We start from the raw sequence: 25,859 nt of genomic DNA, 5'->3' as shown, positions 1-25,859 counted from the left end.
CTTCTCTGAGCAGCTCGTCACTGTCAGGGTATGGGGCGGGGCCTTTCTCATGTCAGCCCTTGCAGCGCTTGGTCGGCGTACTCTTGATCCATGTCCCCCGATCTTGTGACCAGCCCTGGTCCGGTGCGGTCTGCTGCCGAGCTGAACGAGCGCATCCGTGCGTTGTGGTCGCATCCGCAGGTGCCGTTGTCGCGGGAGCAGCGGGCGGAGTACGAGCGGCTGTGCGCCGAGCTGGCGCGGGTCGAGCGCGGGGACGTCACGGCGGCGGCGTGAAAAACCCCGCCCACAAGGGGCGGGGTGGTCAGGCGACGCCGCCGTTCCGGAGTCGAACCGGTACCGGCGCCAGCTCTGGACAACAGCCCTTGTCTGCCGGCGGCGCTCCCGTCTTTGTACGCGGGCCCCGAGGGCCTTCTCCCGAAGGATCGGCGTGCGCGTCCTGCCGTACTGCGATGGTAGCGCCTGCGCGGTCAGCGGAGGATGTGGTCGAGGTACCAGACGCCGAATCCGGTCCACGCCACGGCGAAGCAGACGGCGCCCGCCTTCGTGTGGACGCGGAACCACCGACGGGTCGACGCACTGAACGTGTGCTCCTGCCGGGCCGTGCGCAGCGCGTACGTCTCGAAACCGGCACCCGCCAGGATCAGACCGCCCCACACCGCATCCCCCGCGTTCACCGACCCGCCGCCTGCCACACCGTGATCGCCAGCGCCCCAACGCCACACACCGCGGCAAGTGACGGCAGCGGCCACCGGTTTCGTTCCAGCGCATCGAGTCGCCGCTCATGGTCCTCGATGGCCTTGTCCGTCTGGTCGCCGCGCTGCACCAGCAGCGCCAACTGCCCACGCTGCTCGGTGAAACCGACCTCGACGGACCTGCGGATCTCTGCGAGTTCCAGAGCTACGCTCGTCTCGCCCGGCGCCGTCACGCACCCGCCCGCGCGGTAACCAGGGAGTCCTGAGCCTTGTCGGCCACGCCGGTCGGCTCCCACAGCCCGAAGTGCGCCAGCACACCGGTCCCGAAGCTGACCGCGGCCAGTACCGCGGCCGTGGCCACGCTGTACCCGTCGTGGTGCGGGCCGGCGTACTCGACGAGGAACCCGTTGACGGTGGACAGAGCCAGCAGCAGCACGGCCTTCACGCCGTCGCTGGTGACATGCGTCGTGACGAGCCGGACGAGGACCGGCAGGACGACAGAGATGACGAGGCCGATCCAGTACGCGGCGTCGAGGGAAACAGTCATGACAAGCTCCTTAGCTCTGCGGTCCGGTCACGTCGACCGACACCTTCACCACCGCGTCCGCGATGGCCTCCTTCACGGCCGCCACCACGGTGGCCGTGTCCACGCCAGAGCCGATCAGGCTGGCGAGCTTCGCAATCGCCGCCGTCTGCGCAGCCTCCGAGGCGCGCACCATGTCGAGCCGCTTCAGAATCTCCGTCTGCACGCTCGACAGAGTCCACGTCGGATTCGTCGCCGGCGCCCCAGGGACGACGATCACGCCGTCCTTCTTCAGCACCGCCGTAGCGATCTCATCGGCAGTAGGCATGTCGTCCTCCTGAGGACTGTCGGCCGCCCAGGCGGCGAGCGCGGCACGGTTGGGGAAGTTGGCGACGTCGTGGTCCACGTTGTTCGCCGTGCTGTACTGGTGGAACGTCCATGGGAAGGCGATGCCGGGCTGGCCAGCGGCAGCGCCGCCGGTGGCGATCCACAGGAAGTCACCGCAGTTCGACGTCTGGTCGACGTTGCGCCAGTAGTCGGTGTTGCAGTACATGCCGACCCGGTGGGACGGCATCTTGCCCTTCACGTACTTCAGCCAGGCGTCGCGGTAGGCGATCTGTCGCGCCTTCGGCACGTTCTGGTTGGCGGCGTCGTAGCCCTCCCAATCCAGGACGATCAGATCGCCGGCAGCCCACTTCACCTGGCTCAGGAAGTAGTCGGCTTCCGCCTTTGGGTCGTTGGCCATATGCGGATAGTGGTAGGCGCCCCACACGAGTCCCTGGCTCTTGGCGTGGTCACGCTGAGCCGCCCACCGCGGGTTGACGTAGCCGAGGCCCTCGGTGATCTTCGTGAACACGAAGTCCAGACCGGTCGTGTCGTAGTTCGCCGACTGGTACGCGGAGACGTCGATCCCGTGGATCATGACGCGTTCACCTGCACGTTGTTGTCGTGCGCCCACTCATCCATCAGCGCCACGACCTGAACCAGTCGAGGATCCACCGCAGGAACCGGAGAAGGAGTGGGCGACGGAGGAGGGGTCGGCACCGGGGCCGGCTGCGGCGGGACGACGACGGGGAACGGGCGGCCGGTGATGGCCGTGTACGCGGCGGCGAACGCCGTAAGGTCGACGCCCTCCAGGAAGTCCGGGTGCGTGAGGTGCTCGGGCCAAATCACGACCCAGCACTCCTCGACCTTCCGGTTCCAGTACCGGTCCGTGAACGAGGTCTCCTCGCCCCACGTCTCCATCCGCTCATCGCCCCCGAGAGGGCCCTCGCCCGGAGCGCCGTAGCCGCCGGTGAGAACGGAGTGGCCACCGGCGTCCGGAGAACTGCGGTGGTAGTCCCACGGCTTGCCCTCGGCGAACTCCTGCTCGTTGGCGTCCTGGACGACGATGCCCGTCCACAGGGCGCCGAAGATGGCGATGGCGGCCTTGACCTCGTCCACGTTGGTGGGGTCGACCTTCGCGAAGCCGAGGGCCTTCACGCCGTCGGGGCCGCCGTGCTTGACGAGGTATTCGAGCAGGGTCTGAATGTCCATGCCCTGGTCGTGGACGGAGCCCGGTCCGTTCGTGTCGTCCGTGCCGTTGGGGTCGAAGCCGGGGTTCTGCGTCCGGTAGACCGCCCATACGGCGTCCTGGTCCGGGTAGCGTTCGGCGCCTGCGATGGCGGTAACGAGGCGCCGGAAGTTGGCCCACGTTACGGCCACGCAGTCCCCGGCTATGTCGTTGCCGAGCATCTGCCAGCCGCCGTTCAGGCGTGCGAGGTAGTCGGCTGCCGCTGGGTGCGCGGGGACCTTGCCGGTGAAGACGCGGGAGAAGGGGATGGCACGCCGTCGACTCGGTGCCCGGCGGCCGTACTTGCGAGTGCTCATGGGATCCCTTCACGGCAGGTGCCGAGCTACGAGACGAGACGGGCCGTCTAGTTGAAATCGTAAGCGGCTTGTCTATCCGCTCCCTCGGAAGACGGAGAGGACCTAGACGGCGGTGATGACCTGCTCGTACTTCTGCGCCGTCACCGACACGGCACCGGTCACCCCGGACAGCAGCGTGCGTACCGAGTTCACGACGTCCAGCTCAGCGACGACCTGCTGGTCCTGACTGATTGCGCTGATCTGCACCGACACCAAAGACTCCGCGTTGCTGTTCTTCGCGGTGATCACATAGCTTGCCATGACACTCCCTCACGCAACCCGAAGAACATTGATCCAGGAATCCGTGTACAAGGTCGACGCCGTTGCGTTCGACGCACCCTGCGCCCACGTCAACGCCAACGTTCCAGCGGTCGCCCCGATCCGGAAGGTGCCGTTGATCAGGGCGGTCAGCGTCGTCCCGACCCCCAAAGCACCGAAGTTCCTGGTATTGACGACGTCGGTCGTCTCAAGACGCACGGTGTAACCCCACGTACTGGACGCATCCTGCTGCGTGCCGCCACCCGCCGTCGCCGACGTCACCGTGATACCGGCGCCAGTCCCGGTCCACTCGCCCAGCGTGCCCGTGGGAAAACTGAAACCGACCACGATGTCGGCCGCCGCCAGCGCGTCGTACTTAAGCCAGCCCCACAGCGTGTACACGCCGCCCGCTACCACATCCATCTGCAAATGCGGATCCGCGGCTGGTGTCGTCGTCGCCGACCGACTCGTGTCCGCGGTCTTACGGAGCGACTGGACTTGCATCGACCGGAGCAGCGACGCGGTGAGCCGCTGCCCGGCGAGCAGTGTCGGGTACGCCTCAGCCATGGTGGTGCCTCCTACAGGGCCAGGATGGTCGGATTGGCGAGGCGGACGTCGTCGCCTGCCGAGTGGGCTTTGATGACGCCGTTCACGGAGCGGATCACCTGGAAAGTCTGCGGGGTGACCTGCTGGAAGTCGTCGTAAGACGCGGTGACGGGCAGGGTGTTGGTGTTTGCTGACGACAGGATCGAGCGGATGCCGACCTGCCCCACGGACCGCAGGTTGTTGTCCGTGACGGTGACCATCCACGGCGGTTCGTACCCGCCGTCCTGCCAGGATTTTGCCTGCAGCGTGGTTCCCGCGATTTGGAACCGCAGCCAGAAGTACCGTCCCGCAGCGTGCGTCAAGGCGCTGGTGTCGGCGGCCGTCGCGAGCTGCGTCTCCGTCCCGCCGATACGGGAGCGCAGTGTCAACGTGACCGTCTGGTCCGTGTTGAACGCGAGCCGGGCGAGGTAGTTGTTGCTGGTGTCGATGAAGCGGCCCGCGAGATGCAGGTAGTGGCTTCCACCGGTAGCGAGGACATCGGTCGTCATCCGGGCCTTGATGTCCAGGTCGGCCGACGACCACGGCACCGTCGCCCACCGGGACACGTTGACGCTGCCGCAGGCCATCCGGCCCTGCCCGTCGAACGCGCTCCTGACCGCGGAGACGTAGGCGTTGAAAGTGTCCGTGCGCTGCCCAGAGTCGCGCATGGCCCGGCTGAGGTCGCCGTTAGGGAAGAAGCTCGCGCGGAGGGCGTTGCTCATCTCCAGCTGCACGCCAGCCGAGATGGTCGTCTTGTTGGCGATGTTCGCCGTGTCGTTTCCGTTCAGCTCCTGCGACGCCGCGACGACTCTAAAGCCGGCGGATCGCAGGGCGTTCGCAACCCGGGTGCCGGTTGCCGTGTCCAGGCCACCCAGCGACGTCTCCGCCACCCCGGGCGCCCCCACGTAGCCGTGGAAAGAGATGCAGCGTTTGGCGGCCGTGACGATCGCGACGCAGTTCGGCTCGTCGAAGTTCGTGCTCGTGATGTGCAGAGTCGAGTTGTTGCTGCTCTTGATGCCGGCGAACTCGTAGTGGTTCATCAGGCTGGCGCCGACCGCGCGTGCGGCCTCGCCGGAGCCGGGTTCGATGCCGCCACCGTGGATGGCTATTGCGCACCAGGTTGCGCCGGCCGTCGGAACGCTGCGCCGCTCGTAGTCGACGCCCTCAACCTCATGCGAGGCCAAGTCTGCGTAGTTGGCGTATGTATCGGCCATTGGCTACACCCCCACTACGCTGAAATCGGAAGCCGAGCCGCCCGTCGTCGTCCACGTCTCGCCCGTGTCCGCCGACCCCCAGCCGCTGGTGACGTTCCGGTTGAAGGCGTCAGCCACGCCGCCAGTGATGCTCTCGACCGTCATCACCTCTCCGCCGACACGGATGTCGAACGGGAACTCATCAGGGTCGGTCGTCCACAGGCCTGTCTGGCCAGGCGAGGGGCCCACCTTGAGTGTCGTATCCGCGGACCCCGCGTCCGCGTACAGCTGGGAGCCGTCCGTGTCGAAGCGCGTAGCGTCACTGTCGAGGATCCCGACCGTGTACGGGCTCGCTGGCTGGCAGTTGAAGGTGAGCCGGTGCTCGAAGTGGGTGATCGTCTCCGATGTACCGATGACGAGCTGGTCAATCACGTCCGGCGGCAGCCACGCGGGCGGGTTGGTGATCTGGATACGGTCACCGATCCGCATCCCGAGGATCGCCCGCCGCATATCCGGCGTGATCGACGGGTGCGCCAGGTTCACCGCAATCGTTGGGTAGCGGGCCTCATCCACCGTCCCCAAGTGCACCCGCCACGCCGCCTGATCCCGCAGCGTCGCCGCATCCGTGGACACCAGGTTGAGCGTGGCCTCTTGCCCATACACGCCCACCCCGGCCGGCGGCAGCGCGGTCCCGAGGTGCCCGCTGGTCTCCTCGTAGCTGGCGCTGACGCCATTCACGGTCACGGTGACCTTGTTCTGGGTGAAGCGGTCGTCCTCGACCGGGACAGGGATCTGAGCCAGCTGCGCCCCCGAGTAGTCCAGGGTGAGCACCGCGTCTTGGTTGTACAGGGACGTGCGGCAGCGGTAGCCGAGACCGAGCCCCGACCGCAGCTCGTACAGCAGGCCACCGTCCGCCAGGGCGCACTCCTGCGCCAACGTCAACAGGTTGCTCTTGCCCTGCGCGCCCATCGCGGTCGTGTCGTCGAGGTTGCCGACCCACTCGAACGCGATGCCCTGCTCCCCGCACAGCCGCTGAATCCGGCGCCCCGCGGTCTCGCCCGTCGGGTTGAGGCGGACACCGAGAGCGTCGATCGCCGTGATGGCGTTCTCCACTGTCACGTGACCGATGGCAACACCCGGAAGGAACTCGGTGCCTCCAGACGGGCTAACGGCGGATCGCGTTGCCGGCCCGAACTGGATCTTGGTGACGCGGGTCAGTTGGGTCACGTTCTCCGTGTCGCTGACGGCGTAGACACGGCCGGTGCTGACGTCCTTGAGTTGGATCTGCCGGCTGATATTCGCACCGGATTCCTGGAACTCGATGCTGACGTACAGGAGCCGCCCGCGGACGTCCAGCGTGTGCACCAGCTCGGCACCGAGGAGATTCCCATCGGAGTCGCAGGACCGCAATACGAACGAGTTCGACGCGACGGTCGTGCTGTAGTACAACTCCCAGAACTGTGCTGATCCGGCACTGTAATCGACCTGGTCTATGGCGCACAGCACCTTGCCGTCCGACAAGCCAGACGCCGGGATGTACGCAAGACAGCGGACCTGCGTCGCGGTCGGGTCGTCGTACCGGGGGACACCGCCTGACAGCTTTGCGTTACTGATGTCGGGCAGCGGGTCGGAGGCCGTGAAGCCGCTGTACGAGGCGAGCGTAGGCACGCCGCTCCAGGTCATCGCCGACCCGTTGGTCAGCGCCGACGCAAGTGTCGTAGCCCCTGTGGCGTCCTCGCACGGCCAGTACGCCACCAGCCCCGACGGCGCTGGATCGGTGATCGCGTCGTAGATGACACTACGTTCCGGCGCTGGCGCCTGTGCGAGGCGGCGGAGGACGCCCGACGCGGACACGTCCGTCCACACGCTGCTGCCGCTGGTGTCCCAGTTCGGCGCCCACCCGTAGGCCTCGCCCCATAGCCGGTAGCTCTTGCCGCCGAGGCCGTCCGGGACGCTGACACGGACCGGAGTGTTTCTGCCGATCAGCCCGTAGTACGGGCCGGACGGGTTCCGCGGGGAGAAACGTCCGTCACGGTTGTCGAGCTCCAGAGAGCACGTGCCAGCCTCGGTCTGCGAGCCCTCGTCACGAATGCCGCTGGTGATGGCTATCTGGCCGCTTTCGTCCCGGACCAGCGTGTACCCGGTGATGTCCGTCCAGACGCCGCTGACGAGCAGTTCGACAGTCACCGGGTCGCCGGTGGACGCCTCCCCCGATCCGCGCGCCGGCGCAGGCCGCAGCGCCAGGCGGCGACGCCACCTAGCTATCTGAGGGACGAGCCCGGCCACCTATCAGCCCACTTCCTGGAACGTGACGAAGCAGCGCATGTCGCTCGCCGTGGTGGGGGTCGTCGCGCGGACCCGCAAAAACTTACTGACGGCGACGATGGGTCGGTCGTCCGGCATGAACGTGCGGACGTATGAGAGTCCGGACTCGCCGGACACCGAGCTGAGCGACACCGCGTCGAACGGGCGCGTCGCCGTAATCGTGCCCTCCGCCGACGCCGTATAGCCAGTCGCGCTGGTACCCAGCGTGAGCAGGCTGGCCGTCCCGTTGGGGTCCAGGTTGATGACACCCGACGCCACGTGAGCCGTCACCGTTGCGGCGACGTCGGTCTGCAGCAGCTCGATGACACCGTCCGCGCCCGGCGGGTCGTCCAGGGAGAACCCCCACTCCAGGATCTGGATCATGCGCGTGCTGGGGGTGGCCAGTTGCAGCATCGTCTTGATGCTGGTGCCAGTCGTGACGGACGCCAGCGCTGCCGTAGTGGGCGCCGCCGCGTTCCAGGTCGTATAGGGCACTCTCGTTCCTCTCTCGTCTTACCGGCCGCGCGGCGGCCGAAGCGTTGCCTCAATCGAGCCGCGAGCCCGGACCGCCTCGCGGCCCGTGTCGACCCAGATCTCCTCGAACTCGTGCTTGCCGAGCTGCAGCCGGATCACGATCGGCTGACTCGACGACGCCGGCCCCGAAGCGGCTGGCGCGTACCCGGCGGACGTCCCGCGGGGAGTGTTGAGCATCGACGCCCACGGCGTCTGAGCCTCCCGCCACATCCGCCGACTGTCGGGGTTCGACCACACCCGCGACCCGGCCGGCAGGTCCAGCAGCTCCGGGCCCTGCTCGCCCACCCACGTCAGCGACGAGCGAAGGCCCCCCGCGGCAGCCATGCCGACGATGCCGCCCGTGGCCTTCCCCTTCAGCGCCTTGGAAAGGAGCTTCTCCAGGCTCTTGGTCAGCCGGTCCATAGCGCTGGTGAGGCGCTTCTGCTGGATCTCCAGCTCCTTGACGAACCTTTCCTGGCTCTTGATTTGCGCCCCGTACACGGCATCCGCCGTAGTCTTCCCCGCCGAACCGGCCGCCTTCTCGATCTGCGCCTGCGTGGCGTTCATCGTCGTGACCTCGGACGCCGACGCCTGCAGCAGCGCGCCCGCGGTCTCCAAGCCGCCGCCGTCGACTCCAGCCTCGGCGACCTGCTGGATGATGCTCCTGCTGTATCCCTTCGCCTTGAGGGCCTTGAGCGCGCTGGCAAATGCGGTGACCTTGTCCCGGCTGACGACCATCTGCCGCCGAACCGCGGACAGCGTCAGCGTGCCGCCGTCGTTCCCAGATGCCGCCTTGGTGATGTTCGCCGAGCTGATGAGGTTCGACTTCACCGAGCTGGACAGTTGGCTCGCGGCGTCCTTCAGCGAGTTGAGCTTGTCCTTTGCCTTGTCCAGGCTGGCCGTGATCTTGGCGAGTGCCTTCTCGTGGTTGATCAGGGCCTTGCCGACGCTCGCGAGGTGCTTGAGCAGGTTCGACTCGGTCTTGCCGTGGAAGGCGGCCTTGATCTTCCCCGCGGCGTCGTTCAACGCGGACACCAGTGCGTCAAGGTTCTCCGGCGCACCGAGGCCGCGCTCGAACGGCGTCCGCTTGTACCCAGCCACCCGGCCGAAGTAGCTGATCCCGAACTCGCGGCCGAGCTCGTGCCCGGCCTCAGCTTCGGCCTTCGCCTGCTCTTTCGCCTTCTCCTGCGCCGCCTTCTGTGCCTTCGTCAGGTGGCCGCCCTTTGCGAAGTGCCCCAGCTTGTCCTTGTTGATCAGCTCCAGCAGCGGCAGGTACTTCCGCGTCGAGCGCGCGTTCACCACAAACTCGGTGTCCGAGATCATGCCCTGTGCACCGGACTCGAACAGGGCCATGATGCTGTCCGACGTGCCCGTACCAGGCCCGCGCACCAGCCCGTTCGGGGCAACCTGGACGTCCCCGCCGCCGGCGTAGCGCGGCATCAGACCGCCACGCGCGGCTCCCGGCATGCCAGGCAACTGCGGGCCCGAGTGGATGGTTCCTTGATCGACCGTGCGTTGGTAGTTCGTGGTGTAGACACCGATACCGATCGATTTGCCGTGCAACGCATCGACGGCGCCCTGCACATCTCCGATCGCACCGAGTGCGGCCCCGGTGTCCGCAGTGACCTTAATCTTGCCGTTCTTCAAGTGCTGGACGTGGTAACCGAAAAGTTCCAGCACCTTCTCGGCCTCGCTCGACAGCGTGTTCAGCGTCACCGACTTCGCGCCCGGGGTCCTCTTCACCGCCGCGTTGAACGCGCCCAGGTCCTTCTTCGCCTGCGCGTCGTCAAGCTGTACCTTCAGCTTCTTCGCGCCGGGGAAACTGAGCAGTTCATCCGCGAGCTTCTGCGCCTGTGGCGCGGTGTCTCCCATCGCCTCAGCCATGGCGATGAGGTTCTTCCGGCCCTGCTGGTAGACCTTGTCGATCTTGTCGGCAGCGAAGTGCTGCTTGTTCATCTTGTCGACGTAGGTCTCAGTCGCCGCCGCCAGGTTAGACAGCAGCGACCGGTTCTTTCGGCCCGCGTCCGTGGTGATGTCGAGGGTCTTCCCGTTCTCCTTCGCGCCCTTCGACGCGTCGCTCATGGCCTGGTAGAACGCGGTCTCCGCGTCATACGCGGCTCGGTGCACCGCGTTGAGCGCCATGATGGACTCTTCGAGGCCCTTCGCGGACTGCGCCTCACCATCCAGCGCCTTCTGCGTCGACACCGCCGCATCCCCGAAAAGGCCCATCGACTGAGCCGCAAGCTTCTGTTCCAGTGACGACCCCGTCAGCGCATTGGTGTAATCGTCGAGCTCACCCCGGAACTTCTTGACCTCTCCAGGCTTCATGCCCTTCGTCATGTCCGTAAGAGCAGCCTTGGCGAGATCGGCCTTCCCGCCCTGCACAAGGCTCGCCAGAGACTTGTCGAGGGCGTCGATATCCTCCTTAGCCATATTGAACGAGTTGGACTTCTTCATCCCCAACGTGAAGATTTTGTTCATCACGTCGTTGAACTTATCCATGCCCTCCGACTTGCCGGCGAGCCGGTCGACGTCATAGGACAGGTTCCCGAAATCCTTACCGAAGATCCGCAAGGCCTCGCCGGTCACCTGCCCGGTAGAGCCCAGCTTGCCGAGCGCGGTCGTCATCCGGTCCACGTCGGGCGGCACCCGCTTGCCGACCTGCGACAGCGCCATCACGCCCGCAACCACAGCCGCCAAACCGGCCGTAATCACCGTGGCCTTACCGAGGACGCCCAACGAAGCGAACGCCGCCCTCAGACCAGCGACACCACCGCCAGCAGCGATGAACGCCTCCCGCATGTACATCGCCCGCAGCGCAATCGTCTGGAAGACGCCCTGGATGGCGGCGAAGCCGCGCATCGCGCCGTTCCACACGAGCGTCGCGGCAGCAGCAACCTTCATCGCCGCCGACACCGCGAACGTCGCGGCGAGGAGTGCCGCCATGCCAGCCGCTGCAGCTGTCGCCGCGCCCTTATGCGCGAGAAGCAGAGACACGAAGCTCTGCAAGGGCGGAATCAGCTTTTCCCCCAAGCTGATCATCAACGCGTCGAAACTCGACTGCAGCGCCTTCATCTGGAACGCGAAAGTCTTCTGCGTACTAGCCCAGGCATCACCGAACTTGTTCGCACCGGCGGCCAAAGCCGGATACTTCGACTCCAACCGGTCCATCTGGCTGACAAGGACGTTCAGGCCCGCGCCGGCCTTTCGACCGAACGCCTGGGTGATGATGTCACCTTGTTCCTTGGAGGATATTCCGGCCTTTTTCATGTGGCCGACGAGGTCTTCGAGGGCGAGTTTCAGGCCGCCTTTCTGCATGTCCTGGCTAAGGGTGTCCTGCTGCAGACCCAGCCTTTGCAGCGCGTCCCCAGCGGTGGCGACGGGGTGAGCGAGGGCCATCACGGACATGCGGAGCTGATTGCCGGCGAGGCTTCCACGGATGTTGTTGTCACCGAATACTGCCAGCGCTGCTCCGACGTCGGTGATGGAAAGACCAAAGCCCTTCACAGTGGCGACCATGCCAGACCCGAACGCCGAGGCGAGATCCTGCATCTTCATGTCGCCAACACCCACGGTCGCATTCAAGACGCCCATGGCTTTGTCCATGTTTTCGACGCCAGGAATGCCCGAAGCTACGGCGGCGGTAAGGGCGTTGGTGACGTCGACCAGGTCCGCGTGCCCGGTTGTGGCGCCCTTTGCTGCTGTCTCGGTGAGCTTCAGGGCCTTCGCCGAGGAGATGCCCATGGACTCGAAGTTCGACTCCACGTGGAACAGGCTCTCGGCGAGGCTGTCAGGGTCCTGCCCCACCTTCCCGGCAAGGTCGAGAACGCCCTTCTTCAACCCGGCGATCTTCGACTGGGACACGCCGGCCTGCGTATGCAGCAGCTGCATCGACGAGTCGAACTTCGACGCCATTCTCACCGACTCGACGCCGATGGCTGCGAGCCCGGCACCGGCGATGAGTGCGGTCTTGTGGAACGCTGCCATGCCCCTGCTGACGCCGTTGACCTGGGCGTTCACGCGCGCCATCGTGGGCGATGCGAGATCTTTCGCCATCACGACGATCTCAACCACGTTGGTCATCCGGTTGCACCCCCAAGCTCTCGATCGTCAGCAGTCGCAGGGTTTCGGCAGGCTCGGCCAAGATCTCGCTGGGGAGTTTGTGCCAGCGGTCGCACAGGCCGAGGATGAATTTCGCGTCGGTCAGCTCGCGAGGCTCGGTGACAACGGAGCCATCGGAATGGACTCCACCGGGACAGGTGCGCCAGAGCTCGAGGGCTGCTCCAAAGGGGCCGACACACCAGCGACCGCGTCCGTCCACCGGTCGATGATCAAATTGATGAGGGACGGCTCCTCATCCTCGATGGACTCCATCGTCGGAGGCAGCGAGTTGCCGTCCTCGTCCTCGCGGTTCCAGGCCACCATGTGACTGGCCACCAGCTCCGCCATGCGGTCGAAACCGTCCCGGCCGGACTCCTCGCCGTCGGTGCCCTGCAGCGCGCGCATCTCGCCGATGGACACCGACCGCATCGTCACTTCGAGGCCGGCGTAGTCGCCGTCGGCGAACTTGAGCTTGTAGTGCTTGGGAACTCGCTTGCAGCCCATGCCGGGCCTCCTCTCAATTGTTGTCCGAATTACGAACTAGCTCCACGTAGGTACCGTTCCGTCCGCAAGGACGCCAGGCACCGCCCACGTAAGCTCACCCGAGTTGGATCGGGTCAGCGGGTAGTCCGTGAAGAGGACTTCGTTGTTCAGGGAGACACCGTTGACGGTGAGCGACACGGTCCGGGCCACGGAGGTCGACGGGACGGTCTTGAACACGTCGTGGCTCTTGCCGGTGGCCGAGTTGAAGACGCCGTTCAGGGTGATCGAGAAGTCGGCCAGGAGAAGGAGTCGCTCGATCGCGGACTTGTCGACGCCGGTGATGTCCTGCGTCGCCCGCGGGGTCGCGAACTGCAAGTTCGTCACGTCATTCTTGATGTCCTTGACGGTGCCGCTGCTGTCATCCACCGAGAGAGTCGACCAACCCAACCCGCTTGCCTTTGCCATGATTTACACCCTTCTGTCTGTTTTGCCAGTCACGCGGAGGTGCCAGGCATGGCTAGGAGATGGACTAGAATGCGGCGGTGACGATTGCCGCAAAGACGTGCACGAAGTGCCGCCAGATGAAGCCCCTCGCCGATTTCGGAAGGCGAGGTGAGCGTGACGGGCAGCCGCTTTACCGAAGCCGCTGCAAGGCGTGCCAGGCGGAAGCAGCGCGCAACTGGTATCGAAAGAACCCTGAGCGGGCCGCCGCCACACAGAGGCGACGTAAGCTCCAGCGCGGCTACGACCTCACACCCGAGCAGTACGAAGCGCTTCTCGCCACACAAGGCGGCGTGTGCGCCATCTGCGGACGTCCTGAAAGAGTTGCGCGCGAGGGGAAGCCCGTCCGCCTGGCCGTCGACCACTGCCACACCACGGGAGCCATCCGTGGGCTGCTGTGTACGAGCTGCAATCGCGCGCTCGGTCTGTTCGGCGAAGACGTGCACCTCATGGAGGCGTGCGTCCAGTACCTCGACCGCGACCGTGCGAAGAGTCACTGACTTCACCCCTTCGCGTGTTCGTCGGCGAGTGCCGCTTGGTGCTCGGCAAAGTCCTCGACCCAGTCCGCAGCCTTCACGTGCTGCCGCAGCGGCGTACCCCGCGGGTTACCGCGGTGGTCGCCGTCCCGGACGATGTACAGCTCCGGGCGGTCCAGTCGGCGCTGATGCCGCTGGGCGTCGAAGCACGCCTGGCCGGCTTCGAAGAAGAAGACCGTGAGGCCGTCCTCACGACGCCGCTCCCGGAATGCGCGCCCGGACTCCTTACGGATGTAGTGCGCCTGCCTCTGCCCGAGTTCGGTGGCCTCGTCGATGACGGACTGCCAGCCCTGCAGGTAGTGCGCGCAGTCCACCTCCGCGCACGTAGCGTCCACCCAGTGCGTGGAGCGAGGGGCAACGATCGCGTACGTCTTGTACGCCTCCGCCGGCATCTGCGGCTCGATCCGGGTCATCAGAAGCTCACCGCCGACTCGTTCTTCACCACGACCACGCTGAACGTCAGCGACGTGAACCCGCCGGTCGTGGTGGTGACCGCCCGCAGGTACTGCCGAATGGTCGCGGTCGATCCGGTGGCGATGCGCTCCGACGTAGGGGCGGCTGTGACCTGTGTGAAGGTGAGCCCCGTGACGTCCGCGAAGGTCACGTTGTCCGCTGAGTCTTGGATCTTCACGGTCGCGTCCGTGCCGGTGAAGGCAGTCACCTGCAGGTACGCCTGAGCGCCGAAGTTCGCCGACGCGGTGGTGTCGATAGACGTGCCAGTCGTGGCCGCTGTGTCCGTGCGTAGTCCGGCGGTGAGTTGTCGTCCCCAGCCAAGGCCGTAGCCGTTGGCCTGCGCGGATACGGAGAAGGTGAACGAGCCGTCGGTGCCGCGGTTGCCGTCGTAGTTGATCTGCTTGGAGACCAGGCACGCGGCGGGGTCGCCGAGGTTGGTACCACGGCAGTACGTGAGAATGATGTCGCTAGTGGGCAGCGCTGACAGCTTCTCGTGCGTGCCGGTGCCGGCGGCGACGTGGTTGAAGTAGGCCGTGAACTCCAGCCGGCCGTCGCGGACGCCGCCCTGCCGTTCCATCGCGCTCTTGTTGATCGCGGTGAAGTCGAGTGCGGCTGGGCCTCCGCCGACGTTGCTGAGTGCGCTGATGTCGCCGGACGCGTCGAATCCGGCGATGTAGAGGTTGTCGCCGAGACCTGAGGTCTTTGCCACCTATGCCACCTGCTCCCAAAGGTCGTTGACGATGAGGGGAAGGGTGATCGTCATCACCCGGTACTCGGCGCCGGAAGTCGTCAGGTAGCCGGCGCGCGCGGAGAGCGGGTCGCCGTAGATGCCTAGGAGGTCGACCTCCCGCACGACGCCGCCGAGGGTGAAGTCGCCGCTGTAGGCGGCCATCAGGGCGTCGAGGGCGGTCATGAGGTTGGGGTCGATGGCGTCCTCGGGCTCGGACACCATCGGCGTGTACAGGCGCACGCACAGGGCCAGTCGGACGCTGGTCTGGTCCAGGCTGGAGCCGCCGCGTGCCGGCCCGATCTGCTCCACCCACACCGCCGCCGACAGGCCGTTCCCGGGCGCGCTCTTCGGTTCGTGGCCGTTGACCGTGTCGAAGTACCCGCTGGCCAGGGCGTGGCTTTGGACGGTGTCGAGGATGGTGGTGATGTCGAGGGCCATCAGATCAGCCCCATCGCCTTGTACCGGGCCAGGAGCTGCACGGCGATCTGCCGAGCCTTCTGGTCGACGAGCGGCTTTGTGCGCCGGAAGGTGGCGTAGCCGGGGAACCTGGTCACGGGGCTGTTGCGGCTTCCGACGCCTTCCAGCCACGGCCCGTAGATCACGTCGCCGTCAGAGACGCGGTAGCCCTCCCCGGCCCGGTCGACGCTGATCCTCGACTCGTAGTAGCCCGTCGGGTGCTGCAGGACCACATGGAGGCGCTGCCTGATGAGCTTCTCGCCCTCTTCGGCGATGCGGAGGCTAATCTCGTCGCGGTAGGTGTGCAGGGCCTTAGCTGTGCGGCCGTCGAAGAGTGGGCCGCGCTTGGCGAGTCGTGCGTCAAACTCGATACCAGGCATGCCTACACCCCCCTGTGACGGGCCTTGCGGCCGTGTTCGGTGTACGCCTGGTCGCGGAGGGCTTCGAGGGCAGTCCGGGACACCTCAGGGGCGCTCTTCCCGGTCGACGATGCGAGACGGAACCAGCCGGACCGCTCCTGCAACAAAGCCCATATCGCTTCAGCCTTCACCAGCTGCCGGATCAGGCCGGGCGGCTGCCACAGGTACACGGTGGACGCGGCGCCGTGGGTGTCGGCTGTCGTGCCGAGCGCCCCACGGGTCACGGTGAGAGAGCGGGGCGCGTAGATGGTGGCGGCGGTGTGGGCGGCGAGGACAGTGCCGTCATAGGCCCGCTCGACCGTCAGGGTGTTCCCTGCGATGTCGTCGATCCGCATCCGCTCGGAGTCGAGGAGGATCACCTCGTCGACCGCGAATGCGGAGCCGTTGGCAACGGTTAGGGACACGTCGCCCTTGTTTGCAGTGATCGTGCCGGTCTGCCCGATGCTGGTCTGTGCCCGCTCGGTGACGATCATCTGCTCGGAGTCCACGCGGAGGATGCTGCCGACGCCGACGACAGCCGACGTCGGGCCGTCCACGGTGAGCGTCGTCGCGGTCGCACTGGTCACCGCGGCCGTGGTCGCGCCGAGCGTGGACTCGGTGGTCCGGTAGCCCCACAGGCCGGAGATCGTGACGTCCCGCTGGTACGTCGAGCCGCCGCCATACGCCGCCGACGTGCTGAGCTTGATCTCAACGCGGTTGAACGGGGGCCCGCTGCGGTTGGGTTCGAGGTTGATGTCCTCGAGGGGGATGTTGATGCCGCCGCTGGTGACGCTGGTCGCGGAGATCAGCTCGGAGGCATCAAGCCGGAGAACCCACGGCGTGTACCCGCCAGCCGGGCGCGCCGGCCAGTCGAAGTAGCGGGTCGCCTGCACCGGGTAGAACCGGCGGTGGCACAGGCCCTCGACGCTGCGGGAGGCGGCTTCGATGACGGCGTCGATCTGCCGCCGGTTCCTGGCTGTCATCTGCACGTCCAGGGCACGCATGATGTCCTCGCGACTGCAGTACCAGACGCCTTCGGGGCTGGTGTTGGTGGCGTCGGCGGTGGCTGGCGCGGTGACGGTGATGGTCTCCGTCGCGGTCACCGGTGCGCCGGACTTCAGGCCGGACCAGGTGGCTAGGTACAGGCCAGCCGTGAGGCTGCTCGAGGGTGTCCAGGCGTAGCCGTAGCTGCCGGTACTGGGGTGGGTGACGCCCGTCGTGGTCGCAGCGAGCGCCGTGCTGCCGGTGGCCACGCTGGTGATGCCGATCGACGGGGTGGCGTCGAGGTCGGTAAGCGTGCCGCCGGAGAAGTCGAAGAACTGAGCGAGGAGGGTGACGCTCTGGCCTGCGATGACTTCGGTCATGTCCACACCCCCGGGGTCCCACCCGTGGAGCACAGATGCCAGGCGCCCGCCGAGTCGAGGACGACGTCACCAGTAGTCCACGTGCCCGTCGTGGGCGCGCCTGAGGTCGCCTTGAGGCCACAGAGACGGATGTTGCCGAGCCCGTTCTTCTTCCCCAGCGAGGCAACGCCGGTGCCGGAGTCGATGTCGTGAACGTTATCGAAAGGCGTCGTGCCGTACTGGACGCGTCCGATCAGGTGCGGGCCGGCCGACTCCCAGCGCAACAGGTTGTGTTGGGTGCCTGTGAAGTCGGCGCCTGACCAAGAGGAGATGATGACGTCGAGACCACCGATTTCCAGATCGAGTCCGCCGCCAGTCACCCTCAACCTGTACGCGCCGGTGCCGTCGCCGCGCTTGACGGTGAGGTTGGCGCCGGTGACGGTGAGGTCGCCGGTCATCGTGCCGCCGGCGAGGGGCAGCAGCGCGGCAAGCGCGGTCAGAAGTCCCGTGATCTGGGACTGGGCCAGGGTGACCGGGTCCGTTCCGCCCGACGCGTGCGTGGCCGCGTGCGCCGTGGGGGTCCGGGCGTCGGACAGACGCGCGTCGTTGCCTTGCGCCGCGGTGCCGGCCGTAGTGCCATACGTGACCGCGAGCGTGCGGTCGGCGGCGAGCGTGCCACCACCGTTGAGGCCAGCACCAGCAATGATCTGAGTGCTGGCCGACGCCTTGGTCGCGAGCCCGGTGTCGACGTACCCCTTCGACGCTGCCGAGGTGGTGGTGTCCGGGGAGGAGTCATTCAGGACCAGGTCACCGGTCATGGCGTCGCCCGACTTGGACACCTTGCGGGCGTCGCCGGTGGTGCTGGTGTAGCCGGTTGCGGTCATCTCTCCTCCTCCCTCGGTCTCGCGGCGTGTTGGTGCTACGCGTCAGCAGCGGTCGCCGACGTACCGGCCGCCTGGCCGCCATCCGTCGAACGGGCAGAAGACCCCGCCGTCGGGCGCCGCTTCGAGCGGCTCTCCGTCGTTCGGGCAGGCGATCGGCCCTTGTCGCTGCTCTTGGGCGTCGATTCGGGCGAGTTCTTGCCCGTCTCGGAGGATGTCGAGGAGCTGATACCAGCTGATACGTCCTCACCTTCCTCACTCTCGGCGGCGGCGTTGCTCGGCCCGCCGTGCACGGTGATCTTCGGCACGATGTCCTCCGTGACCTTCAACAGTTCGTAGCCGCACCTGGCACAGACCAGCCGCGGCAGGACCAGCACGCCGGGCACGACCTGAACGAGCCCCACCCGACGCTGAACGCCCTGCACGGCGCAGGCCTGATTGGTGCAGCAGACGGTCAGCGACGGCACCAACGCCGCCAACTGCTCCTCCGGCACCAGTCGGGTAGACGAGCAGTGCGGGCACCGCGGCACGCCCACAGCACACCGCGTGCCGCACTCCTCGCAGACCTCGGTCGCCATATCAGGCCGCCGTCACCGATGCGCCGTCATCGATCGGCACATAGGTCAGCGCCCACTGGATCGCCCCGGTGGCGTCTGACGCGGACACGTTCACGCCGATCGTCCCGGCCGCGACGATCACCGGCGCTGTCTGCCCGGTGACGCCGCCCGATCCGGAGCCGGACACACCCAGAGCGGAGCCAGTCGGGCCGGGGATGCTGTACTGCGTGCCGACCTCGTCGGAGGTGATGGCGGTGGCGGTGCACAGGTCATTCGCCGAGCCCACGGTGGGGGTGGCGACGATCTTTGCGGACGGGGTAGTCCCGCCGATCACCGTCGTCACCTTGCCCACCAGCGACGTGACGGCGACCCGGCCACCGGACACGGTGAAGATCGTGGACGTGGCATTCTGCGGGACGGTCTTTCCGCTGGAGTTGGCAACCTGCGTACCCAGCAGCAGCTTCCGCAGCTGGCTGCCCTGAATGATCGTCGTCACGTCAGGCTCCCATCGCGGGCAGGTTCGCCGGAGCGCGCTGCGTCATCAGATCCCGGGTGTTCGCGTTGACCGTGCCCGCACCCGTAGACGTGAGCTTCACGTACTTGTACGTGTCGGACAGGGACGTCGCCGCGACCTCGACCGCCATCGCGTTCTGCGTAGCGGCAGCCGCCGTCACGACAGTCGCCGCCGCAGCCTGCGTACGCCGTGTCCAGGCGTCGGTGCCATCACCGGTGTTCGTCCAGTACTCGGTGATGACCGCGAGGTTCTGCGCACCGGTGCCGCTGGAGTCCTTGGCTTCCTGGAGGGTGTAGGTGTCTCCGGCCGCGCCGGAGAGGTAGCACTCGAAGAGGATGCCTCCCGCCTCCCGGAGGTTGATCCACTTGCCGTCGGCGGCAGGGGTGAAGTTCACCAGCCTGCCGAGCGCGTTCTGCGCCATCGGGTTCTCCTGTCTGTGGGTTCCTGTCGGGGCGACACTGCCGACCCGGGTGGAAGCCGGCCGCGGGGTGTGAATGCCACGGCCGGCCGGGGGTTACCGTGCGGCCAGCTCCACGAACGGGCTGAGGGAGTTGCCGCCGTTCTTGGGGGTGATCGCGGACTTGATCCAGGGCCGTCCGTCGACGCGCTGGATGATGCGGAAGGCGGTCTGGTCGTTGCCGAACTTCCAGTCCGTGCTGGAGGACGCGGTCATCGACTGCCTGTCACCTACGAGGTAGTAGGAGAGGTCAACGAACGCGATGTCGCCGCGCGAGCCGAGAGTGTTGGCCTTCTCCGACACGATGATCGGACGGCCGAACAGGGTGGCCGGGCCGGGGCCTGCGGCGTTGACGATGAACATGCTGTTGCCGCCGGTGCCGACGGAGAGGGCCATGGTGAACAGCTGGGGGATGACGTCCGGGGAGATGATCCACACGGCGTTGTTCAGCGAGGACGGCAGCATCCGCGCGTACATGTTCACGACGTTCTCGTAAACCAGAGTCGCCGCAGCCTGCCCGGACTCCGCCGCCGCCGCGATCGCAGCGGGGTTGCCGGAGCCGAGGAACCCGAGAGGCTCCCCGACGCCGGAGCCCGTCATGAACTTGCTGTCCTCCTCGAACGCGAGGGTCATCGGCCACAGCCGCTCGATCAGCGCGCTGAAGGAGACGATGGAGTCCTGCAGCAGCTCGTTGGGGACGACGCTGAGGCCGGTGAGCTTCTTCGCGTCCAGCTCCACGCGGCCGAACTTCGGGTTGGCGTCGGTCAGGGCCGCCGACTCCTCACCCCAGTACGCGACCATGCCACCGAACACGGAGGACGCGTTGGAGGTGACGTCGATCGTCGGGAACGGCACCCTGGCGCTGTCCATCGGGACGACGGTCGCCTGCGGCCGGACGACGGCCTTCTCCAGCGAGATTTCCATCAGCTGCGAGCGGAGTGTCTCCGGCACCAGGAACCCGCCATCCGCCGGGGAGACGGACGATGCGGCGTTGCGGATCTCGGCCACCTTCGCCGCAGCCTCGGGACCCGTGTTCAGGTGCCAGATCGCCTTGAGGTAGTCCACCGCGGTCGAGAACTTGCCGTCCAGGACGGAGCCCGGGGCGTGCGCGTTGTACGCGGCGCCCTGCCCGTACGACGTCAGCATCGACGACCGGCCACCACGCCGGTTCTGCGGGTCCAGGTTCAGGCGCTGGATTCGGTCGGCGTTGTCGCCGTCGACGTCCTTCTCCTTGAGGTACGCCGCGAGCTGCTTCTGCGTCTCCTCGGCGACGAGCCGGTTCAGGTCAGTGCCCTCGCCCTGGGCGTTCTGCCCGTAGGCGGTGACCCAGTCCTTCAGTTCGTCCTGGTTGGAGAACTTCTTCAGGAACGTGGGGTCCGAGAACATTTCCGCCAGCTCGCTGGCGTTCTGCGGGACGGTAACGGTCGGAGTTGCCACAATGCCTCCTTCAGGCTGCCGTCGCGCTGGACGACTTGGTGGGCTCGGTCAGGTTGGAGACGAGCGCCGACCAGGCGTCGTCCTGGATGAGGTGGGCAGTCATCGCCGCCCACTCGTCTACGGGTTCGGCGGCAGGTGGCTCGGGCTCCGGCTCGGCGGCCGGCTCCGGGGCGGACTCGACTGGCGTGGTCTCGGCGACCGGCTCGGCGACCGGGGTGTCATCGACCGGGGTGACCGCGGCTCGGAGCTGCGCGGCTACCTCTTCGCCGATCAGGGAACGGATGTCCTCGGTCAGCGTGGTCTCCGCCTTCGGCCCCTCGCGGCGCGGGCCGTGGTAGCCGTATGCGGCGAGGTCGTAGGCGCGCGCCATGTCCGGCTCATCGCCGTCCGGTTCGGCTGCGGGGGTGCCCGCCTTCGGCGCGGTGACCGCTTCGTCGGCGAGCCCGGCCTCGACAGCGTCCTCAGGCAGATACCACGTTTCCGCGCGCATCCGGTCGCGCCACTCAGCACGGGTGCCGCCGGCGCGGGCTGCATAAGCGTCCGCAATGTTGTCGGAGATCAGGTCGAGGAGTTCGGCCATCTCCTGCATGTCGGCGGCGTTGCCCATGCAGACGCCGGACGCGTCGTGGATCATGAGCATGGTGTTCGGGGCCATCTCGATGCGGTCCCCGGCCATTGCGATCACGCTCGCAATGGAGGCGGCGATCCCGTCGACCTGCACGGTGACCTGCGCCGGGTGACTCCTCAACGCGTTGGCGATAGCAACGCCCTCGAACACGCTGCCGCCGGGCGAGTTGATGCGGACCCGCAGGTTCGGTGCCGTCACTCCCCGCAGGTCAGCGATGAACTCATCCGCGGTCGCCCCGTACCAGCCGCCGACCTCGTCGTAGAGCATCACTTCGGCCTCGTCCGGGGACGCGGCGTTGGTGATGCGGTACCAGGAGCGGGCCTCGATACCCAGCTGCGCGCGCTGCTTCTCAGCCTTGTCGCGCTGGCTGGCCATGAAAGAGGCCGCCTTACCGGGCAGCGTGATCGTCATGAGCCCTCTCCCTTATGGCCGCGCTTCACGACCTTGCAGCGGCATGCGTTGCCGTGCTCAGCACCAAGGCAGTGGACGTAGCCAGAGCCGCCCGGATAGTCCTCGTAGGCCTGCTGGCGGTTGCTGTACGTGTGGCCGTCGTTGTCCGCGCATGGCTGGCACACGTTGCCGTCCTCAGCGGTCACCACCACCCACCGCTGCGCCGCCTGGACGTCCTCACCGAGCAGCCCTGCGACGCTGTCCTGCCAATCTGTCAGCGACGTATCTGGCGCCGGCGCGGCGGGCTTCCCGACGTAAGCGATGTCGGGGAGACCAACGGCAGACAGGGTGCCGGCGGCTTCGAACCCTGCGGTGACGAGCGCGGCGGCAGCGTTGGCGCGGGCGGTCAGCTGCTGCGCTTCGATCTCCGGGTCGGGCGGGGTCGGCGGTTCGTAGTCGAACTCCAAGCCCTCGCCAGTGGTCCCGTACATGGGGAGCAGCTCGAAGTTGAGCGCGGCCTTGATCCGCTCCAACCTCGGCACGGTCTGCTGCTCCGCGAACCAGCTCTTGGCAGCGAGGGCGCTCGCGCGGTTGATGTCCTCGAAGTCGCCGATGGCGGTCTTGCTGATGCCGTAGGCCTCGCGGACGCGGTCGGCGGTGGCGCCGCGGAGCTCGACGAATTGCATGTCCCGCTGCGAGATCGTCCGGTCGACCCACTTGCCGTGCTCAAGGATCGCCACCCTGTGCGCATTGCCGACACCACGGTGCTGCTCGTTCCACCGGTCCCGCAGCTCATCGAACTGGTCGTCCGACAAGGCGGACGGAACCTCGATGATCCCGCCTGGCTGCGCGCTGTTGATGAAGAACGCCCGCGACCATTCGGCCGCATACCGCGACGTGTCCAGGTCCGGGAGAATCGACAGCACCGGCGACAACCCGCGGTACGGGTCGAGCGGGTTCGGCCGGCGCAGCTGGATGACCTCGTCGAGTTCGAGGGGTATCTGCTCACCGTCCGGGCTGGTGTACAGGTAGCCCTTGAGGAAGGCGTCCCGGTCGGGCACGGGCGTCATGCGGTCGGGGCGGACGGGCCACATCTCCAGCGGCAGTTTGATCCCGGGCCGCTTGGAGATGACCCACCAGGCTTCGCCGGTGAGGTCCTGGTGCTGCTGGAAGCTCTCGACGAACTCCTGCCTCGGCATGAAGTTGTTGGGGCGATTCCACAGGTCGAGGGCCGCGTGGCTGGTGACCTCGACGCGGTCTTCCTTCCGGCCGGACTTGGCCTTGCGGTACAGCTTCCAGTCGACCAACGCGGTTGCGTTGGCGGTGCGGTCGACGATCGCGAAGAGGGTGCCGACGGCGGACATGGCGCGCATCTGGCCTTCGGCGGTGCGGCTGCTACCGAAGAGGCCGCCGCTGTAACTCGCGGCGCGGCTCGTGAAGGGGATCGGGGTTTGGCTGACGGTGGCTGCGCGGTTGAGGAGCGCGCCGAGGAGGGTCCGTGCCAACACCCCTCCCATCGCTACTGGCTGCCGGGCCTGCCCTCGTGGATCCGGTAGTTGAGGACGAAGCATCCGGCGCCTGCTGCCGCCAAGCCTGCTGCCACGCCCCACCACAGCATGGCGGAACCTGACAACAGGATGATCCCAGCCGTGTCAAGCAGAATCGGCGACAACTTCCGCCACAAGTGCGGCCACCTGCGGAATCGCTCGTTTCGGCTGGTCATTGCGGTCTCACTCTCAACTGGGGTGGCTTGTAGGGTTTCGACAGTCTCACAGCCAGCGAACGCGTGGCCTACCACCCAGATCCCGCGCCGCGACCATGTACCGTCCGGCGTCCATCGAGTGGTCGTTGGCCTTCACCGGCTCCTCTTTCAACCCGCCCGCGTTGCCGGGCTTCACGGCCCACACGTAGCCCGCGACTTCCTCAGCGAGGCCGATCGGAAGCGAGGCGGCGTCCATCTCGGGGTCGCGCTCGATGAGCGCGTTCCGGAACACGTACAGCCGCGCCTTCCCGTCGCCCTGGGCCTTGAGCCGGGCGGAGAAGGCTTGGATGCCGTCTGAGACACTCTTGTGCGCGGCCTGCGTGCCCATGCCGAGCTTGCGTTCCAGGGTGGCGCGGTCTTCGGCGTCGTGGTCGGTGATGACCGCGCGCGGCCTCGGTTGGTCCTTTAGGAGCCGGTTCTGGATGACGTCGGCGTGGTCCTCGACCAGCATGCGAGTACGGACCCACTCGCGTATGAGGTACAGCCGGCCGTCCGGGTCTTCGGCCCACAACTGGGCGACGAACGGATTCGTGAACCCGAAGTCGACGGTGACCCACCTGGTCCAGGACGCGGGTACGTCGAACGGCTCGATGACGTGGACAGGGTCGGACCAGCCTTCGTAGACCATGCCTTCGGCGGCGGCCCAGATTCCGTCGCGATAGCGGAGTCGGCGGACGCCGGTGAGGGCGTCGAGTTTGGCCATGTAGTCGATGCCGCGCTCGGTCAGCGAGCCGTCGAGGTTGACGTACAACGGGTTGTCGCGGTGCAGGCTGTGGATCATTAGCATGGTGCCTTCGTCGCACCGCTGCTTGATCCAGTGCTTGGGGTGGTCAGGGTTGCAGGCGAGGACGATCTGCCGGTACGTGTCCGAGTTGCCACGGAGGCGGGTGATCAGAGTCTCCAGCGCGGTCAGGCTGATCTGCGTCGCCTCGTCCACGTAGATCCGCGAGAACTCGGTGCTGAGGAACTTCTCCGGACGGTCGAGCCCACCGACGAGGATCTCGGCGCCGTTCGCGAACTGGTACGCCGCCGGCTTCCGGGGCGACCCGCCGAACCACTTCACGACCCCCTCGGCGAGCGCCGTCGTGGCTACCTGCTGCTCGAAGGTGACCAGCGTGGATCCGGTGAGGGAGGCGTGCGTTTGGCGGACGATCAGGCTGCGGCAGCCCGGCACCATGAGGCTGGTGTAGAACGCCTTCTGTAGCATCGCCAGGCTCTTGCCGGTGCCCGCCGGCCCGGCGATGCAGATTTCCTGGTCCTTCGCGGAGAGCAGGGTCTTGGCGCCGCCGCGCGGTTCGTACCGCACGACCGTTGGGGTCACGCCAAGTCCTGCGGGTCGACGCCGACCAACTCGTACTTCACACCACCGGAGTGCTCGATCTTCGTCGGCTTCTTCATGCCGGTCAGGGTTTGCACGGACTCCAGGCACTGCCGGGCCGAGTTGATCGCGGAGATGACCGGAGCATGGTCACGGAGCGGCTCGCCGTCTTCGCCGTACACGATCCGCCCATGAGAGACGACGACGTGGTCCGCCTCAATCACCTCGGTGGCCTTGGCGAACAGGTACTCCATGCGGTCGAGATGGACCCGGAGGGCTTGCTCGCCGGCCTCTTGGACGACTTCGCGGACTGCCCGGCGCACCGCGCTCATGGCGGCCCATTTGCTGATGCCGAAGTGCTTGGCGGTTTCGGTGTAGCTGTGGGCGCCTTGGGTCCAGTGTTCGGCGATGGCGGCGTCTTCTGCGGCCTTTTCGGGGGTGCGGACGTAGCGGCCCATGCGGTTGCGGGCGTCTTGGTTGGGGTTGCCGCGGGGGTTGTCGTTGGTGGCCACGGCGTCCCCTCCCTTAGCGTTATACGTATGATGGTTGGCGTGGTTTGATGGTAGCGATGCGCGTCAACCGGGCTGGGTGGCGTGAGGTGCGCGCAGGCCGAAGGCCCCGACTCTGCTGCGGCGCAGGGTCGGGGCCTTTGGCATGCGTGGCGGTCAGGGTTGGATGTCGTCCAGCCCGTAGATCTCGGGCATCGTGGCTGCGGCTCGCGTGAACTCCGCCTGGTAGGCCGCGCGCTGGTTCTGCCAGTTGTCGAGGATGCCGCCCGCGCCAACCAGGGTCAGGCCACCTCCACCGGCGTCGACGAGGGCTTGCGCGGCAGCGTCACGGGTGATCTCTCCGGCGTCGGCTGCGCGGCCGAGACGCTCGATGTCATGGATGAGGGCCATGGGCTCAGTGTCCTCCAGGTTCAGGGCGGCTGTCAGGTT

The 25,859-nt window shown here is 66.9% G+C and carries 30 protein-coding genes; 2 read left to right on the top strand and 28 right to left on the bottom strand.

Annotation, left to right across the window (positions count from 1 at the left end; genetic code table 11):
• The first annotated feature begins 90 nt into the window (after positions 1-90).
• Complete coding sequence (locus ACZ7GZ_RS06655) at positions 91-273, top strand: hypothetical protein (RefSeq protein WP_471021518.1); 183 nt, start codon at positions 91-93, stop codon at positions 271-273.
• A gap of 194 nt (positions 274-467) precedes the next feature.
• On the opposite strand, the gene ACZ7GZ_RS06650 is transcribed toward ACZ7GZ_RS06655, so the two are convergent.
• The 13 genes from ACZ7GZ_RS06650 to ACZ7GZ_RS06590 form a co-directional block, all read right to left on the bottom strand.
• A complete protein-coding gene (locus tag ACZ7GZ_RS06650) occupies positions 468-674 on the bottom strand; it encodes a hypothetical protein (RefSeq protein WP_471021516.1) in 207 nt (68 codons plus the stop codon).
• Positions 671-925 (bottom strand): hypothetical protein, encoded by a 255-nt coding sequence (locus tag ACZ7GZ_RS06645; protein ID WP_471021515.1) that lies wholly within the window; start codon positions 923-925, stop codon positions 671-673. The genes ACZ7GZ_RS06650 and ACZ7GZ_RS06645 overlap by 4 nt, the downstream gene beginning before the upstream one ends.
• Positions 922-1,239 carry a hypothetical protein gene (locus ACZ7GZ_RS06640; protein ID WP_471021514.1) on the bottom strand — a complete coding sequence of 106 codons (318 nt, stop codon included), beginning with the start codon at positions 1,237-1,239 and terminating at the stop codon, positions 922-924. Before ACZ7GZ_RS06640 ends, ACZ7GZ_RS06645 begins: the two co-directional genes overlap by 4 nt.
• A 10-nt stretch (positions 1,240-1,249) precedes the next feature.
• Positions 1,250-2,137, bottom strand: a complete 888-nt coding sequence (locus ACZ7GZ_RS06635; RefSeq protein ID WP_471021512.1) for a glycoside hydrolase family 25 protein — start codon at positions 2,135-2,137, stop codon at positions 1,250-1,252.
• Positions 2,134-3,084, bottom strand: coding sequence for a hypothetical protein (locus ACZ7GZ_RS06630; protein ID WP_471021510.1), 951 nt, complete (start codon positions 3,082-3,084; stop codon positions 2,134-2,136). The genes ACZ7GZ_RS06635 and ACZ7GZ_RS06630 overlap by 4 nt, the downstream gene beginning before the upstream one ends.
• A 102-nt stretch (positions 3,085-3,186) precedes the next feature.
• Complete coding sequence (locus ACZ7GZ_RS06625) at positions 3,187-3,384, bottom strand: hypothetical protein (protein ID WP_471021509.1); 198 nt, start codon at positions 3,382-3,384, stop codon at positions 3,187-3,189.
• A 9-nt stretch (positions 3,385-3,393) separates the two neighbouring features.
• Positions 3,394-3,948, bottom strand: coding sequence for a hypothetical protein (locus tag ACZ7GZ_RS06620; RefSeq protein WP_471021507.1), 555 nt, complete (start codon positions 3,946-3,948; stop codon positions 3,394-3,396).
• A gap of 11 nt (positions 3,949-3,959) precedes the next feature.
• The gene (locus ACZ7GZ_RS06615; RefSeq protein WP_471021505.1) at positions 3,960-5,180 is read right to left on the bottom strand and encodes a poly-gamma-glutamate hydrolase family protein; all 1,221 of its coding nucleotides are present in this window, start codon (positions 5,178-5,180) and stop codon (positions 3,960-3,962) included.
• A 3-nt stretch (positions 5,181-5,183) separates the two neighbouring features.
• Positions 5,184-7,346 carry a hypothetical protein gene (locus ACZ7GZ_RS06610; protein ID WP_471021504.1) on the bottom strand — a complete coding sequence of 721 codons (2,163 nt, stop codon included), beginning with the start codon at positions 7,344-7,346 and terminating at the stop codon, positions 5,184-5,186.
• 102 nt (positions 7,347-7,448) lie between these two features.
• The gene (locus ACZ7GZ_RS06605) at positions 7,449-7,958 is read right to left on the bottom strand and encodes a hypothetical protein (RefSeq protein WP_471021502.1); all 510 of its coding nucleotides are present in this window, start codon (positions 7,956-7,958) and stop codon (positions 7,449-7,451) included.
• Between the two features lie 18 nt (positions 7,959-7,976).
• Positions 7,977-12,059 carry a phage tail tape measure protein gene (locus tag ACZ7GZ_RS06600; protein WP_471021501.1) on the bottom strand — a complete coding sequence of 1,361 codons (4,083 nt, stop codon included), beginning with the start codon at positions 12,057-12,059 and terminating at the stop codon, positions 7,977-7,979.
• A 120-nt stretch (positions 12,060-12,179) separates the two neighbouring features.
• On the bottom strand, positions 12,180-12,581 hold the full coding sequence (locus tag ACZ7GZ_RS06595; protein ID WP_471021499.1) for a hypothetical protein: 402 nt from the start codon (positions 12,579-12,581) through the stop codon (positions 12,180-12,182).
• A gap of 36 nt (positions 12,582-12,617) precedes the next feature.
• Positions 12,618-12,986, bottom strand: a complete 369-nt coding sequence (locus ACZ7GZ_RS06590) for a hypothetical protein (RefSeq protein WP_471021498.1) — start codon at positions 12,984-12,986, stop codon at positions 12,618-12,620.
• Positions 12,987-13,102: 116 nt separating this feature from the next.
• Between ACZ7GZ_RS06590 and ACZ7GZ_RS06585 the strand changes: the two genes are divergently transcribed.
• Positions 13,103-13,561: an endonuclease VII domain-containing protein gene (locus tag ACZ7GZ_RS06585; protein ID WP_471021496.1), complete on the top strand. Its 459-nt coding sequence runs from the start codon at positions 13,103-13,105 to the stop codon at positions 13,559-13,561.
• A gap of 2 nt (positions 13,562-13,563) precedes the next feature.
• On the opposite strand, the gene ACZ7GZ_RS06580 is transcribed toward ACZ7GZ_RS06585, so the two are convergent.
• From ACZ7GZ_RS06580 to ACZ7GZ_RS06510, 15 genes are all read right to left on the bottom strand, one after another.
• Positions 13,564-14,010 carry a hypothetical protein gene (locus tag ACZ7GZ_RS06580; RefSeq protein ID WP_471021494.1) on the bottom strand — a complete coding sequence of 149 codons (447 nt, stop codon included), beginning with the start codon at positions 14,008-14,010 and terminating at the stop codon, positions 13,564-13,566.
• A complete protein-coding gene (locus tag ACZ7GZ_RS06575) occupies positions 14,010-14,759 on the bottom strand; it encodes a hypothetical protein (protein WP_471021493.1) in 750 nt (249 codons plus the stop codon). The genes ACZ7GZ_RS06580 and ACZ7GZ_RS06575 overlap by 1 nt, the downstream gene beginning before the upstream one ends.
• Entirely contained in the window at positions 14,760-15,218 is a 459-nt protein-coding gene (locus ACZ7GZ_RS06570) for a hypothetical protein (protein WP_471021492.1), read from the bottom strand.
• Complete coding sequence (locus ACZ7GZ_RS06565) at positions 15,218-15,616, bottom strand: hypothetical protein (protein ID WP_471021490.1); 399 nt, start codon at positions 15,614-15,616, stop codon at positions 15,218-15,220. The genes ACZ7GZ_RS06570 and ACZ7GZ_RS06565 overlap by 1 nt, the downstream gene beginning before the upstream one ends.
• A gap of 2 nt (positions 15,617-15,618) precedes the next feature.
• A complete protein-coding gene (locus ACZ7GZ_RS06560) occupies positions 15,619-16,998 on the bottom strand; it encodes a hypothetical protein (protein ID WP_471021489.1) in 1,380 nt (459 codons plus the stop codon).
• Positions 16,995-17,861 (bottom strand): hypothetical protein, encoded by an 867-nt coding sequence (locus tag ACZ7GZ_RS06555; protein WP_471021488.1) that lies wholly within the window; start codon positions 17,859-17,861, stop codon positions 16,995-16,997. The genes ACZ7GZ_RS06560 and ACZ7GZ_RS06555 overlap by 4 nt, the downstream gene beginning before the upstream one ends.
• A 35-nt stretch (positions 17,862-17,896) precedes the next feature.
• On the bottom strand, positions 17,897-18,352 hold the full coding sequence (locus ACZ7GZ_RS06550; RefSeq protein ID WP_471021485.1) for a hypothetical protein: 456 nt from the start codon (positions 18,350-18,352) through the stop codon (positions 17,897-17,899).
• 85 nt (positions 18,353-18,437) lie between these two features.
• Positions 18,438-18,911, bottom strand: a complete 474-nt coding sequence (locus tag ACZ7GZ_RS06545) for a hypothetical protein (protein WP_471021484.1) — start codon at positions 18,909-18,911, stop codon at positions 18,438-18,440.
• A gap of 1 nt (position 18,912) precedes the next feature.
• Positions 18,913-19,350: a hypothetical protein gene (locus ACZ7GZ_RS06540; protein WP_471021483.1), complete on the bottom strand. Its 438-nt coding sequence runs from the start codon at positions 19,348-19,350 to the stop codon at positions 18,913-18,915.
• 93 nt (positions 19,351-19,443) lie between these two features.
• Positions 19,444-20,823, bottom strand: a complete 1,380-nt coding sequence (locus tag ACZ7GZ_RS06535) for a phage major capsid protein (RefSeq protein WP_471021482.1) — start codon at positions 20,821-20,823, stop codon at positions 19,444-19,446.
• Between the two features lie 10 nt (positions 20,824-20,833).
• A complete protein-coding gene (locus ACZ7GZ_RS06530; protein WP_471021481.1) occupies positions 20,834-21,862 on the bottom strand; it encodes a head maturation protease, ClpP-related in 1,029 nt (342 codons plus the stop codon).
• The gene (locus tag ACZ7GZ_RS06525; RefSeq protein ID WP_471021479.1) at positions 21,859-23,451 is read right to left on the bottom strand and encodes a phage portal protein; all 1,593 of its coding nucleotides are present in this window, start codon (positions 23,449-23,451) and stop codon (positions 21,859-21,861) included. Before ACZ7GZ_RS06525 ends, ACZ7GZ_RS06530 begins: the two co-directional genes overlap by 4 nt.
• A gap of 159 nt (positions 23,452-23,610) precedes the next feature.
• Complete coding sequence (locus tag ACZ7GZ_RS06520; RefSeq protein ID WP_471021478.1) at positions 23,611-24,924, bottom strand: phage terminase large subunit; 1,314 nt, start codon at positions 24,922-24,924, stop codon at positions 23,611-23,613.
• Positions 24,921-25,433 (bottom strand): hypothetical protein, encoded by a 513-nt coding sequence (locus ACZ7GZ_RS06515; protein WP_471021476.1) that lies wholly within the window; start codon positions 25,431-25,433, stop codon positions 24,921-24,923. Before ACZ7GZ_RS06515 ends, ACZ7GZ_RS06520 begins: the two co-directional genes overlap by 4 nt.
• A gap of 153 nt (positions 25,434-25,586) precedes the next feature.
• Positions 25,587-25,820: a hypothetical protein gene (locus ACZ7GZ_RS06510; protein ID WP_471021475.1), complete on the bottom strand. Its 234-nt coding sequence runs from the start codon at positions 25,818-25,820 to the stop codon at positions 25,587-25,589.
• Positions 25,821-25,859: the final 39 nt, after the last annotated feature.

The organism is Streptomyces sp. NPDC037288 (assembly GCF_055603265.1).
Note: the sequence above shows the minus strand (reverse complement) of the source record. Positions and strands in the feature narration are given on the sequence as shown.

Coding starts and splice junctions, on each gene's coding strand:
- ACZ7GZ_RS06560 (WP_471021489.1), bottom strand. CDS start 16,998: ATGACCGAAGTCATCGCAGGCCAGAGCGTCACCCTCCTCGCTCAGTTC.
- ACZ7GZ_RS06565 (WP_471021490.1), bottom strand. CDS start 15,616: ATGCCTGGTATCGAGTTTGACGCACGACTCGCCAAGCGCGGCCCACTC.
- ACZ7GZ_RS06555 (WP_471021488.1), bottom strand. CDS start 17,861: ATGACCGCAACCGGCTACACCAGCACCACCGGCGACGCCCGCAAGGTG.
- ACZ7GZ_RS06540 (WP_471021483.1), bottom strand. CDS start 19,350: ATGGCGCAGAACGCGCTCGGCAGGCTGGTGAACTTCACCCCTGCCGCC.
- ACZ7GZ_RS06570 (WP_471021492.1), bottom strand. CDS start 15,218: ATGGCCCTCGACATCACCACCATCCTCGACACCGTCCAAAGCCACGCC.
- ACZ7GZ_RS06620 (WP_471021507.1), bottom strand. CDS start 3,948: ATGGCTGAGGCGTACCCGACACTGCTCGCCGGGCAGCGGCTCACCGCG.
- ACZ7GZ_RS06625 (WP_471021509.1), bottom strand. CDS start 3,384: ATGGCAAGCTATGTGATCACCGCGAAGAACAGCAACGCGGAGTCTTTG.
- ACZ7GZ_RS06655 (WP_471021518.1), top strand. CDS start 91: ATGTCCCCCGATCTTGTGACCAGCCCTGGTCCGGTGCGGTCTGCTGCC.
- ACZ7GZ_RS06600 (WP_471021501.1), bottom strand. CDS start 12,059: ATGACCAACGTGGTTGAGATCGTCGTGATGGCGAAAGATCTCGCATCG.
- ACZ7GZ_RS06510 (WP_471021475.1), bottom strand. CDS start 25,820: ATGGCCCTCATCCATGACATCGAGCGTCTCGGCCGCGCAGCCGACGCC.
- ACZ7GZ_RS06530 (WP_471021481.1), bottom strand. CDS start 21,862: ATGACGATCACGCTGCCCGGTAAGGCGGCCTCTTTCATGGCCAGCCAG.
- ACZ7GZ_RS06635 (WP_471021512.1), bottom strand. CDS start 2,137: ATGATCCACGGGATCGACGTCTCCGCGTACCAGTCGGCGAACTACGAC.
- ACZ7GZ_RS06615 (WP_471021505.1), bottom strand. CDS start 5,180: ATGGCCGATACATACGCCAACTACGCAGACTTGGCCTCGCATGAGGTT.
- ACZ7GZ_RS06640 (WP_471021514.1), bottom strand. CDS start 1,239: ATGACTGTTTCCCTCGACGCCGCGTACTGGATCGGCCTCGTCATCTCT.
- ACZ7GZ_RS06630 (WP_471021510.1), bottom strand. CDS start 3,084: ATGAGCACTCGCAAGTACGGCCGCCGGGCACCGAGTCGACGGCGTGCC.
- ACZ7GZ_RS06595 (WP_471021499.1), bottom strand. CDS start 12,581: ATGGGCTGCAAGCGAGTTCCCAAGCACTACAAGCTCAAGTTCGCCGAC.
- ACZ7GZ_RS06580 (WP_471021494.1), bottom strand. CDS start 14,010: ATGACCCGGATCGAGCCGCAGATGCCGGCGGAGGCGTACAAGACGTAC.